At 73.5% G+C, this 12,192-nt stretch carries 9 protein-coding genes; 3 read left to right on the top strand and 6 right to left on the bottom strand.

What is annotated here, in order from left to right:
* The first annotated feature begins 167 nt into the window (after nucleotides 1–167).
* Nucleotides 168–1,940, top strand: coding sequence for an FAD/NAD(P)-binding protein (locus FVA95_RS12515; RefSeq protein ID WP_149664366.1), 1,773 nt, complete (start codon nucleotides 168–170; stop codon nucleotides 1,938–1,940).
* Here FVA95_RS12515 and FVA95_RS12510 read toward each other — a convergent pair.
* Nucleotides 1,885–3,498: an MFS transporter gene (locus FVA95_RS12510; protein WP_149664365.1), complete on the bottom strand. Its 1,614-nt coding sequence runs from the start codon at nucleotides 3,496–3,498 to the stop codon at nucleotides 1,885–1,887. The two genes, FVA95_RS12515 and FVA95_RS12510, sit on opposite strands and share 56 nt — an antisense overlap.
* Nucleotides 3,499–3,646: 148 nt before the next feature.
* Between FVA95_RS12510 and FVA95_RS12505 the strand changes: the two genes are divergently transcribed.
* The gene (locus FVA95_RS12505; RefSeq protein ID WP_149664364.1) at nucleotides 3,647–4,888 is read left to right on the top strand and encodes a sensor histidine kinase; all 1,242 of its coding nucleotides are present in this window, start codon (nucleotides 3,647–3,649) and stop codon (nucleotides 4,886–4,888) included.
* Nucleotides 4,885–5,577, top strand: a complete 693-nt coding sequence (locus FVA95_RS12500) for a response regulator transcription factor (RefSeq protein WP_149664363.1) — start codon at nucleotides 4,885–4,887, stop codon at nucleotides 5,575–5,577. The genes FVA95_RS12505 and FVA95_RS12500 overlap by 4 nt, the downstream gene beginning before the upstream one ends.
* A 33-nt stretch (nucleotides 5,578–5,610) precedes the next feature.
* On the opposite strand, the gene FVA95_RS12495 is transcribed toward FVA95_RS12500, so the two are convergent.
* The 5 genes from FVA95_RS12495 to thiC all read right to left on the bottom strand — a co-directional run bounded on the left by FVA95_RS12495 (nucleotide 5,611) and on the right by thiC (nucleotide 12,132).
* Nucleotides 5,611–6,429 carry a xanthine dehydrogenase family protein subunit M gene (locus FVA95_RS12495; RefSeq protein WP_149664362.1) on the bottom strand — a complete coding sequence of 273 codons (819 nt, stop codon included), beginning with the start codon at nucleotides 6,427–6,429 and terminating at the stop codon, nucleotides 5,611–5,613.
* Entirely contained in the window at nucleotides 6,426–6,986 is a 561-nt protein-coding gene (locus FVA95_RS12490; RefSeq protein WP_149664361.1) for a (2Fe-2S)-binding protein, read from the bottom strand. The genes FVA95_RS12495 and FVA95_RS12490 overlap by 4 nt, the downstream gene beginning before the upstream one ends.
* Complete coding sequence (locus FVA95_RS12485) at nucleotides 6,983–9,244, bottom strand: xanthine dehydrogenase family protein molybdopterin-binding subunit (protein WP_149664360.1); 2,262 nt, start codon at nucleotides 9,242–9,244, stop codon at nucleotides 6,983–6,985. Before FVA95_RS12485 ends, FVA95_RS12490 begins: the two co-directional genes overlap by 4 nt.
* Nucleotides 9,245–9,435: 191 nt before the next feature.
* The gene (gene thiD, locus FVA95_RS12480; RefSeq protein WP_149664359.1) at nucleotides 9,436–10,287 is read right to left on the bottom strand and encodes a bifunctional hydroxymethylpyrimidine kinase/phosphomethylpyrimidine kinase; all 852 of its coding nucleotides are present in this window, start codon (nucleotides 10,285–10,287) and stop codon (nucleotides 9,436–9,438) included.
* A 195-nt stretch (nucleotides 10,288–10,482) separates the two neighbouring features.
* Nucleotides 10,483–12,132: a phosphomethylpyrimidine synthase ThiC gene (gene thiC / locus FVA95_RS12475; protein ID WP_149664358.1), complete on the bottom strand. Its 1,650-nt coding sequence runs from the start codon at nucleotides 12,130–12,132 to the stop codon at nucleotides 10,483–10,485.
* Nucleotides 12,133–12,192: the final 60 nt, after the last annotated feature.

Here is a 12,192-nt window from a genome sequence, read left to right as displayed (position 1 = left end):
TCTCGTTCTCAGCAGAGCCCATAGGGTCTGATGTCATCACTCACAGTGCCCATCCCGCCGGACGCTGAGGTCCGGCGTGTCGGGCCGGAACCACCGTTCGTTGCACAGGCCCCCGAACCCGGCGCGGTCCGCGCGGATCCGCGCGCACCGGCGCGGACCGGTCTGAGATGCGGGTCTGCCTGGTGGGCGCCGGTCCACGGGGCACCGGTGTGCTGCAACGGCTGGGTGTACTGGCACGCCGGCGCGGGTCGAGGCTGAGCGTCGAGGTCGTGGACCCGTTCCCGGCCGGCGCCGGGCGGATCTGGCGCCGGGACCAGTCGTCGTTGCTCTGGATGAACTCACCGGTGACGGCGGTGTCGATGTTCGACGGTACCGACGGGCTGGCACCGTTGACGGCGTGGGCGGACGCGCTGCCCGAGGATGCCGATCCCGTGTTGCTCGATGCCATCGGACGATCCCGGGACCGCCGCTTCGCCGACCGTCCGGTCGTTGGCGCCTACCTCGAGTGGGCTTTCACCCGGGCAGTGCGCGGAGTGGACCGGGTCCGTGTGCACCGCGACCGGGTCGTCGACCTCACCGACGGCGACGACGGCGAGCAGCTGGTGCACCTCTCCGCCCGTCCCGAGCCGTTGTGCGTGGACGCCGTCGTCCTGGCCCAGGGCCATGTCGACACCGCGCCGGACCCGGCGACCGCGGCGTTCGGCGAGCACGCCTGCGCGCACGGGCTGTACTACCGGCCACCCGCGCATGCCGCCCCGATCGACGAGACGGAGCTACCGCCGGGCACCGACGTGCTGGTCCGCGGGCTCGGGCTGACCTTCGTCGATCTCGTGACACTGCTGACCCAGGGCCGCGGGGGTCGTTTCGTCGACCGTGACGACGGCGAGCTCGCGTACCTGCCGTCCGGGCGGGAGCCGGTGCTGCACGCGGGTTCCCGCCGGGGCGTGCCCTACCGCAGCAAGCCCGGACCCGACCTGCGGGAGGCAGCCCCTCCGCTGCCGTGCGTGCTCACCCCCGACGCGCTGCCACCCGGACCGCTCGACTTCCGCGCGCACGTCCTGCCGTTGGCCCTGCGTGAGATGGTCGCCGGGCACTACCACGAGCTGAGGCACGCCCACCCCCGACGCACCACCGTGCCCTGGGAGGAGTTCCACGACCGCCTGCGCGACCCGTCCCACCCGGTCACGACACTCGTCGGACGCGCGATCCCCGACCCGGCCGACCGGTTCGACCCGGAGCTGCTGACCGACCCACTCGCCGGGATCGGCCCCGGATTGGAAGCCTTGCAACAGCGCGTGCGCCGCCACATCGCCCGGGACCTACGACTGCGCCACGACCCGGACGCGGGCGGCGAGGCCGGCGCGATCGCCGGGATCAACTCGGCGCTGACCACGACCTTGGAACTCGTCACAGCGGGACGCATCACCGCCGATTCGGTACGTCGGGACGTCGAGGGGGCGTTCCTGCCCTTCGGCAGCTACCTGACCAGCGGACCACCGGGCCGTCGGCTGCGGGAGCTGCTCGCGCTCTCACGTGCCGGAGTGGTCCGGTTCCTAGGGCCCCGCCTGAAGGTACGTCTCGACGGGCCCGCCTTCCAGGCCGAGGGACCTGCCCTGGGCCGCCCTGTCAGGGCCCGGCATCTGATCGACGCCCGCCTACCGGCCGACGACCTCGACCGGAGCACCGACCCGCTGCTCGTCGCACTGCGCGGGCGCGGCGAGGCCACCGCGGATCCGGGTACGGGTCGGCTCGCGATCCGGGAGCCGGACCATCGGATGCTGCTCCGCGGCGGGGACGTGCATCCACGCCGCTTCGCCGTCGGCCCCTGCGTGGCCGGGGTGACACCGCCGGGTCGTGGCCCGGCCGGCATCGACTTCTTCGAGGTCAACGACCGCGTCGCGCGGGAGATCCTGACCCGGACGACCGCCGGTGCCGACTGAGGAGCAGCCGGCCGACGGACCACACGCCGTCGAGCACCAGCACGAACGTCCAGATCCGACCGACGTCGACGAGCAGGCCGCCGCTGGAGTTCCAGAACCACTCCGCCGGATGCGGACCCGACAGCAGGGCCTCGACCGGCCAGCTGACGCCCGCGACGGCCAGTCCCGTCTGGGCCACGAGATAGACGCCGAGATGGGCGTACCACCCGCGCAGAGCCGGACGGTGCGCTCCGGCCCCGCCGCCCGCCGGGGCGGACCCGGCGGGCACGTCCTGACCGCCGGTGACCCGTTCCCCGTCCGCCCCACCGCCCCGGACGGCGGACCGGAACCCGTCACCTGTCCGCGCCGGACCGTCCGGCTCCGCCGCGACGGGTGGTGGTGCCCCGGTCGGCGCGGCGGCCGTCGGGACGGGCCGGTCGGCCGCGCCCACCCGCCGCAACGCCACCCGGGCGAGCGGCGCGGCGCCGACCAGCAGCGTGGCCGAGGCCAGACAGACCACGACCAGCCCACCCGCGTCGTAGAGCAGACCCGCCGCGAGCGTCCCCACCGTGACCCCGGCGAGTGTGGCGGTCTCGTAGACGGCCATCGCACGCCCGTGGCCGAGGCCGGACCTCTCGGCGACGACGGCCTGCTCGATCGGCACCGCGACCGTGAACGACACCGCGGCAAGCACCCACGCCACGGCGATGACCCATACCGTCGGCGCCCAGGCCAGGGCGAGGGCGAACGCCCCGCTGCAGATCGGTGCCACTGTCATCGCCCGGCGACGGCCGATCCGGCCGACCAGGCCGTGCAGGTACTCGGGAGCGAGGCTGTACACCACGAATCCCGGAAGGAAGACGAACGCGATCTCGCCCACGTCGAGTGCGAAGCGCTGCTGCAGGTGCAGCAGCAGGACGAGTGACACCGCGCCCTCCGCTGCCGCGACCGCCCCGACCACCAGCAGCAACGGTCGCAGTCTGCGCGTCGCCGGGCCCCATCCGCCCGCCGGCGCGGGAGTGGTCGCGGTGTCGTCGTCGGCGCCCAGCAGGACCGCCGCCGCGGCGACGCACGCCGCGGCGCCCGCCCAGAACACCCCCGGCGCCCTGACCTTCGGCAGCAGCGTCAGCGCAACGACGAACGCGACCCAGGTCCCGGTGCCCTCCGCGGAGAACAGCCGGGCGAACACGGCCGGGTTCTCGGGTGCGTCCTGCGCGACCCGGGCACGCAGCGCCACCCAGAACAGCGCCCCGCCCGCGCCCCCGACGACGGCGGCGGCGAACGCGGTGGGGAACCCCGTCGCCGTCGCGTAGCCCGCCAGTGCCACCGCCGACACCACGGCGCCTGCCGCGGCGACCCGGGTGCGGCGCAGCCGGTCCGCCAGGACGCCCGCGACCGGCCGGACGAGGAACGACACGAACGTCTCGGCCGCCACAAGGGCACCGATTGCCGTCGGGGACAGCCCCAGCGCCGCACCGGCCCACAGAGGCAGCAGGAAGTCCAGCACCTCGGCCGGCCCCCGGGCCAGGCCCGCAGCCCAGCAGTGGACGCGGTCGGCCCGCCGTGCGGTCTCCTCCATCGTGCTCCTTCGGCCGTCGGCTCCGTGTCGTTCTGGAGCCTGCACGCTCGCGCTGGTCGCGGGCGTCGGCGATCCGACCGATCTCCGCCCGCCGTACCTGCGACCTTCGGAGGACGCGCAGTCCCGCCGATCGTGCTGGGATGGAGAGGTGTCCCCGCGCTCCCGTGATCGCCACGTCCTGCGCGAGGCCGCACCGGACGTGGGGCTCGCGCTGCTCATGCTGGTCGCCGGACTGGCGATGACTCGGTGGTTCCCCGACGTCAACGGCATCAGCTGGCGGGGCCCGCAGGCAACTCCCGACCGGCTGGTCGGGACGGTGGTTCTCGTCGTTGCCTGCGCCGGTGAGGCGCTGCGGCGGGTCCGGCCGCTGGCAGGGGTCGTGCTCGTCGCGACGGCTGTGCTGGGAGGCGCCCTCTGGGTGGGGACGACTGACGTCGTCGTCCTGCTGGTGCTGGCCGACCTCCTCTACTGCGCGGTACTGCACTCGGGACGACGGACCGGGCGCGCGGTGGCCGCCGTCGGCCTGATCGGCGCCGGAACGGTCGCGCTCGGCGTGCTGCTCGACGGCTCCGGACCCGTGGTGGTGCCGAGCTTGATCAATCTGGTGCTGGTCGTGGTGATCCCCGTCGCCTGGGCCGCCGAGGTCCGGCGGCACCGCGATGTCGCCGAGGCGGAACGGATCCGCGCCGACCAGGCGGCGCGGATGGTCGAGCTGGACCGCGCTGCTGCAGTGGCCGCCGAACGGGCCCGGATGGCTCGCGATCTGCACGACGTCGTCGCCGGGCGGCTGTCGGCGATCGCCTTGCAGGCCGAGGCCGCCCTGCAACCGGGCGTCGACCCGGACACCGGGAAACAGGTTCTCGGCGCGGTCCGGGAGTCCGGTGTCGCCGCGCTCGGCGAGATGCGGACGCTGATCGGCCTGCTGCGGGACGGCGACCCGGCGGACCCGCCCGGAGCCCCGCCCCGGCTGGGCGAGCTGGAGCCGCTGCTGCGGACCGCACGCGCCGCGGGCCTGACCGTCGAGCTCGCCGACGGGCGCGCCCCCGTCCCCGCCGCGGATCTGCCGGTCGCCGTGGAGCTGGCGGGCTACCGGATCCTGCAGGAGGCGCTGACCAACGCGGCGAAGCACGCACCCGGCTCACGGGTCGTCGTCGACATCACGACGTCCGAGAAAGAGCTGGTCCTGCGGGTCGGCAACGGTCCGGCGGCCGGACGGCGGAAGAGCCTGCCGGGGACGAGCGCGGGCACCGGACTCGACGGTCTGGCTGAACGAGCCCGTGCCGTCGGCGGGTCTTGCGTGGCGGGCCCGGACGCTGCCGGCGGATGGGCCGTGCGCGCGGTGCTCCCCTTGCAGGTCGTACCGGAGGAGGAACGGACAGTGGGACGATGATCGACAACGACGGGCCTGGGCCGCGGCGGGCCGGGGAGACACCGGCGGGCCTCGTGCGCGTGGTGGTGGCCGACGACCAAGACGCCGTCCGCACGGGTCTCACGATGATCCTGGGGGCAACCCCGGACATCAAGGTCGTGGCCGAGGTCGGGGACGGCGACGCCGCCGTGCGGGCCGTCGCCGCGCACGCTCCCGACGTGGTGTTGATGGACATCCGGATGCCCGGCCTCGACGGGATCGAGGCCACCCGGCGGATCCTCGCCGCTGGAGGCCGCACGCAGGTCCTGGTCCTGACCACCTTCGACCTCGACGAGCTGGTCGACGGGGCGCTCGTCGCCGGTGCGGCCGGCTTCCTGCTCAAGTCCGTCGACGCGGTGCGGCTGCAGGAAGGGGTCCGAGCGGTAGCCCGCGGCGACGGCGTGCTCGCCCCCGAGATCACCCGCCGCGTCATCACCCGGTCCATCGGTGCGCGCCGTCCGGCATCCGTACCGGGGCTGGACGACCTCACCGCACGCGAGACCGATGTGCTCGGCGGGCTCGGCCGCGGGTTGTCCAACGCCGAACTCGCCGCCGAACTCGTCATCTCCGAGGCGACCGCGAAGACACACGTCTCCCGGGTCCTTGCGAAGCTGGGCCTGCGCTCCCGCACCCAGGCCGCGATCGCCGCCCAGGAGGCCGGGCTCGTGTGAGCCCGGCCCCCGGTGCCGGCTCGGCGGGGTGGCTCAGCCCTGGCCGCGCGCCGTCTCGAGCGCGCGCCGGGTCAGCACCTGCACCAGGTGGGTGCGGTACGCGACCGACCCGTGGGTGTCGGCCGGCGGCTCGGCGCCCTCGGCGGCCAGCGCGGCCGCCTCGGCGACCGAGCGCCCGTCGGCGAGCGCCTGCTCGGTCGCGGACGCCCGCAGCGCGGTCGAGCCCATGTTGACCAGGCCGATCCGGTCCCCGGACACCGCGACGGCGACGATCGCCCAGTCGTTGCTGCGCCGGGTGAACTTCTCGTACGCCCAGCCCTGGTCACCGCAGCGCGGGATCCGGATCTCGACGATCAGCTCGTCGGGCTCGCGCACGGTGGTGAACACGCCGGTGTAGAACTCGCCGATCGGCACGGTCCGCTTCCCGCGCGGCCCCTGCAGGACGACGGTGGCGTCCAGCGCGAGCAGCGCGGCGGGCAGGTCCGCGGCCGGGTCGGCGTGGGCGACGGTGCCGCCCAGCGTGCCCCGGGCCCGGATCTGCGGGTCGCCGACGGTACGGGCGACGGCCCCGAGCAGCGGGACCTCCGCCGCGACCTCGGCCGAGTCGACGACGTCGCGGTGCTTGGTCGCCGCACCGACGGCGAGCTCGTCGCCCTCGACGCGGATGTAGCTCAGCTCCGGCAGCCGGCCGATGTCGATCAGGAACTCCGGCGCGCCGAGGCGCACCTTCATGACCGGGATCAGCGAGTGCCCGCCGGCCAGGACGCTGGCGTCCTCGCCCTTCTCGGCGAGCAGCGCGATGGCGTCGTCGAGGGTGTCCGGGCGGGCGTAGTCGAACGCGAGGGGGATCATGCGCGGGCCTCCTCGGCGGACTCGCCACGGGAGAAGCCGGGCGCGGTGCGCAGCGCGTCGGACTCGGCCTCGGCCTTCTGCGCGGCGTCCGGGTCCTTGCCCGCGGCGACGAGCACCGCGCGCACGATGTTGTGGTACCCGGTGCAGCGGCAGAGGTTGCCCTCCAGTCCCTCGCGGACCTTCCGCTCGTCCAGGTCGTAGTCGTGGCTGATCAGCGACACCGCGGACATGACCATGCCCGGGGTGCAGAAGCCGCACTGCAGCCCGTGCTCGGACCGGAACGCCGCGGTGACCGGGTGCTCGGGGCGGCCCTCGGACGCGCCGTCGAGCCCCTCCATGGTGGTGACCGACTGCTGGTCGGCCTGCACCGACAGCACGGTGCACGACTTGACCGCGTCGCCGTCGAGCAGCACGGTGCACGCGCCGCAGGACGTGGTGTCGCAGCCGATGTTGGTGGCCTTCAGCCCGACGGTCTCCCGCAGGTAGTGCGCGAGCAGCTGGCGGGGCTCCACGTCGGCACTGGTGGGCTCACCGTTGACGGTGATCTCGACCTTCACTTGGAGGCCTCCTGGATGGCTTCCCAGACCCGCATCGGGGTCAGGGGCATGTCGATGTGCGTGACGCCGAGGTGGGACAGGGCGTCGATGACCGCGCTCTGGGTCGCGGGGGTGGAGCCGATCGTCCCGGCCTCACCGATGCCCTTGTAGCCCATCGGGTTGACCGGGGTCGGGGTCGTCATCTCGACCAGGTCGAAGCTGGGCAGCTCGGCCGCCGAGGGGATGCCGTAGTCGGCGAAGGTGCCGGTCAGCGGCTGGCCCTCCTCGTCGTAGACGACCTCCTCGAGCAGCGCCTGCGCGATGCCCTGGGCGATCCCGCCGTGCCGCTGCCCGTCGCAGAGCAGCGGGTTGAGGATCGGGCCCGCGTCGTCGACGGCGACGATCTTCTCGACCGTCACCTTGCCGGACTCGGTGTCGACCTCGACGACGCAGACGTGCGAGCCGAACGGGAAGGTCGGCTTCTTGCCGTCCCAGGTGGTGTCGACCTTGAGCGGCTCGGCCGCCGCCAGCTCGGCGAGGGTCACCGACTTCGCGCCGGGGACACCCTTGACGGTGATCGCGGCGTTCGCCGGGTCGAGCTCCAGGTCGTCGACGCCCGCCTCGAGCAGGTCGGCCGCGCGCTGCTTGGCCAGGTCGATCAGCTCGACCGAGGCCTGGTGCACCGCGACGCCGCCGGTCTGCAGCGAGCGCGACCCCATGGTGCCGCCGCCGCGCGGGACGAGGTCGGTGTCGCCGTGCTTGACGGTGATCTTCTCGATCGGGACGCCGAGCTGGTCGGAGGCGAGCATCGCCCACGCCGTGGCGTGGCCCTGCCCGTGTGGGGAGGTGCCGGTCAGCACGGTCACCGAGCCGTCCAGGTGTACCTCCACCGAGGCGTCCTCGGCGAAGGCGCCGCCGCCGGTGATCTCGACGTAGGAGGAGACACCGATACCGAGCTGGCGGGCGTCGCCGCGCTCGCGGCGGGCCTTCTGCTCGGCGCGCAGCCGGTCGTAGCCGGCGTTCTCCAGGGCCAGGTCGATGGCCTTGGCGTACTCGCCGGAGTCGTACTCGACGCCGCCCTTGGTCTGGAACGGGAACCGGTCCGGGGCGACGACGTTGAGCTTGCGGACCTCGGCCGGGTCCTTGCCGATCTCGGCGGCGAACAGGTCCATCGCGCGCTCGATCGCGGCGGTCGCCTCCGGACGCCCGGCGCCGCGGTAGGCGGCGATCGAGGTCGTGTTGGTGACGACGGTGCGCGCGCGGGAGTCGACGTTCGCGATGTCGTAGGTGCCGGGCGCCATCATGCGGGTGAACATCGGCAGGAAGGTCCCCAGGCGCGGGTAGGCGCCCAGGTCCTGCACGACGTCGATCCGGTAGTGGGTGACCCGGCCCTCGCGGGTGCCGCCGATGGTGACGGTCTGGCGCTGGGCGCGGCCCTGCACCATGCCGGTCATGTTCTCCGAGCGGGACTCGTTCCAGCGGACCGGACGACCCTGCTGCCTCGCGAGCCACGCGACGAGGGCGAACTCCGGGTCCGACCCGATCTTCGCGCCGAAGCCGCCGCCGACGTCGGGCAGGACGACCCGCACCTTGTCCTTGTCCAGGTCCAGCCAGCCGGCGATCTCGTCGCGGCCACCCTGGGCGTTCTGGTTGGACATGTAGACGGTGAGGTGGTCGCCCTCCCAGAAGGCGCTCGCGGCGCGCGTCTCCAGCGGGGCCGCGGCCAGGCGCTGGTTCACCAGCTCCCGGGTGACGACGACCTCGCAGCCGTCGAAGAACGACGCGTCCGGCTCCTCGTCGAACCCGTAGGCGGCCGCGGTGTTGGTCCCGGCCTCGGGGAACAGCAGCGTCTCGTCGCGGACGGCCTCCAGCGGGTCGATCACCACGTCGAGCGGCTCGTACTCGACGTCGACCAGCTCGGCCGCGTCCTCGCCCTGGTAGTACTCCTCGGTGAGGACCGCGGCGACCGGCTCGCCGACGAACCGCACGCGGTCGGTCGCGAGGAACGGACGGGTCATGGCCTTGTTCGCGCCCGGGAACAGCAGCGCCGGGGCGATGTCCAGGTCGGCGCCGGTGACCACGGCGACGACGCCCGGCGCCGCGAGCGCCGCCGAGGTGTCGATCGAGGTGATCGTCGCGTGGGCCAGCGGGGAGCGGACGAGCGTCAGGTGCAACGCCCCGGTCAGCCGCTCCTCGGTCAGGTCGTCGGTGTAGGTCGCGCCGCGCGTGAGGAAGACCGGATCCTCGGTGCGGACGACGCGGGTGCCCAAGATGCTCATCGCGCGGAAGCGTATACATCTCCACGGACGAGTGCGATGCAGACCACAGTCACTGATCCCCAGGTCAGGGCACCCTTCGCGGAGCGACGCGCGAGCCCTGCGCCGCATCTGCGGCGTGTGACGGGCAGGTCGTTCCCGACCTCGGAGTTGTTGAGTTCGCATGCATCTCGCGGGCACGACGATGGCGAGGGTCAGTCGCCGTCGTCCCACCACGGCCGCACGGCCCACAGCGGCGAGACCGGCCCGTGCCCGGCGCCCAGCGGGTAGGCGTGGCGGACCGCCTCGACGATGTAGCGCTTCCCGAACCGGACCGCCGCCTCCAGCTCCATCCCGCGGGCGAGCCCGGACGCGATCGCGGCAGCGAGGGAGTCCCCGCCGCCGTGGGTGTGGCCGGTGTCGAAGCGCGGGCCGGGCAGCTCGACGGCCGTGTCGCCGTCGTAGAGGAGGTCCAGGCAGCCATCGGTGTCCTCGGTGAGGTGACCGCCCTTGACCAGGACCGCGCGCGGCCCGAGCGCGTGCAGCGCCTTCGCCGCCGCGTACTGGCCGTCCCGGTCGTGGACGTCGTGCTCGACGAGCAGCCGGATCTCGTCGAGGTTCGGGGTGACCAGCGTGGCCCGCGGGAACAGCGTGTGCCGGTAGGCGTCGAGGGCCTCGGCGGCGAGCAGCGGGTCCCCGTGCATCGAGGCCGCGACCGGGTCGACGACCAGCGGCGTGGCCAGGCCGGCGCCGATGCCGCTCTCGTCGCAGGCCCGCGCGACGGTCCCGATGATCTCGGCGTTCGCGAGCATCCCGGTCTTGGCGGCCTGCAGCCCGATGTCGGAGGCGACCGTGGCGATCTGCCCGGCGATCGTGTCGACCGGGACGGTGTGCACGCCGGTGACCCCGACCGAGTTCTGCACGGTCACCGCGCAGACGGCGAGGCATCCGTGCACCCCGCAGGCGGCGAACGCACGGAGGTCCGCGGCGATGCCCGCGCCACCACCGGAGTCGGTGCCGGCGATCGTCATGACCCGCGGGGGTGTGGTGCCGACGGTGGGTTCCATGGACGTGTCCTCCCTGGCCGGCATTACCCGGCCGGTCCGCGGTCGGCGACGCCGGTCCCGGTGGGACCCGGCCGCCCTCTCAGCCCGCCTGCTCCGCGAGCTCCCGCGTCGTGCGTGTCGCCGACGACGGTAGACGGTGCCGGGGCCGCGGGTGGGTCCCGCGGCCCCGGCGGTGCACACCCCCGGCCCGGGGCCTCAGCCCGAGGCGGGGTCCGATGCGGAGATCGGCAGGTACACCCGACCGCCCTCGTCGCGGAACTCCCCGGACTTCTCCGCCATCCCGGCCTCGATCGCCTCGACGCTGGTCAGCCCGTGCGCCTCGGCGTAGTCCCGGACGTCCTGGGTGATCTTCATCGAGCAGAACTTCGGCCCGCACATCGAGCAGAAGTGCGCGGTCTTCGCGGGTTCGGCCGGCAGGGTCTCGTCGTGGTAGGCGGTCGCGGTGTCCGGGTCGAGCGAGAGCGCGAACTGGTCGCGCCAGCGGAACTCGAACCGGGCCGCCGACAACGCGTCGTCGCGGGCCTGGGCGTGCGGGTGGCCCTTCGCCAGGTCCGCGGCGTGCGCGGCGATCTTGTAGCTGATCACCCCGACCTTGACGTCGTCGCGGTTCGGCAGGCCCAGGTGCTCCTTCGGCGTGACGTAGCAGAGCATCGCGGTGCCGGCCTCGGCGATGCGGGCGGCGCCGATCGCGGAGGTGATGTGGTCGTAGCCGGGCGCGATGTCGGTGGCCAGCGGGCCGAGGGTGTAGAACGGCGCCTCGTCGCACCACTCCTCCTCCAGCCGCACGTTCTCGACGATCTTGTCCATCGGGACGTGGCCGGGGCCCTCGATCATGACCTGCACGTCGTGGGCGCGGGCGATCCGGGTCAGCTCGCCGAGGGTGGCGAGCTCGGCGAGCTGGGCGGTGTCGTTGGCGTCCGCGATCGAGCCGGGGCGCAGGCCGTCGCCGAGGGAGAACGTGACGTCGTAGCGGCGCAGGATCTCGCACAGCTCGGCGAAGTGGGTGTACAGGAACGACTCGCTGTGGTGCGCCAGGCACCACGCGGCCATGATCGAGCCGCCGCGGGAGACGATCCCGGTGACCCGCTTCGCGGTGAGCGGGACGTGCCGCAGCAGCACCCCGGCGTGCACGGTCATGTAGTCCACGCCCTGCTCGCACTGCTCGATCACGGTGTCGCGGTAGACCTCCCAGCTCAGCGCGGCCGGGTCCCCGTTGCACTTCTCCAGGGCCTGGTAGATCGGGACCGTCCCGATCGGGACCGGCGAGTTGCGCAGGATCCACTCGCGGGTCTCGTGGATGTCGCGGCCGGTGGACAGGTCCATCACGGTGTCGGCGCCCCACCGGGTCGCCCACACCATCTTCTCGACCTCCTCCGCGATCGAGGAGCTCACCGCGGAGTTGCCGATGTTGGCGTTGACCTTGGTGAGGAACCGCTTGCCGATGATCATCGGCTCGCACTCGGGGTGGTTGCGGTTGGCCGGGATCACGGCCCGGCCGCGGGCGACCTCGGCGCGGACGAGCTCCGCGTCGCACCCCTCGCGGACGGCGATGTAGGCCATCTCGGGGGTGACGATCCCGGCCCGTGCCCAGGACATCTGGGTCCCCGGCTCCCGCGAGGACACCCACGGCTCCCGCAGCCGGGGCAGCCCGGCGTGCAGGTCGATGACGGCATGGGCGTCGGTGTAGGGGCCGGAGGTGTCGTAGACGTCGTGGTGCTCACCGGTGGAGAGGGCGATCCGCCGGACCGGGACGGTGATGCCGTCCGGGCCGTCGATCCAGGCCTTGGCCGAGCCCTGGATCGGGCCGGTGGTGACCTGCTGCGGACGCACTGGTGCCGTTGTCATGACGGTCCTCCCTGGCCGGCATTACCCGGCCGGTTCTGCGGTCGGCGACCGGCGAGTCGC

Origin of the sequence: Pseudonocardia sp. EV170527-09, assembly GCF_008369905.1 — a bacterium.
In the GTDB taxonomy this organism is placed as follows: domain Bacteria; phylum Actinomycetota; class Actinomycetes; order Mycobacteriales; family Pseudonocardiaceae; genus Pseudonocardia.
This window is presented reverse-complemented; position numbering and strand designations above follow the sequence as displayed.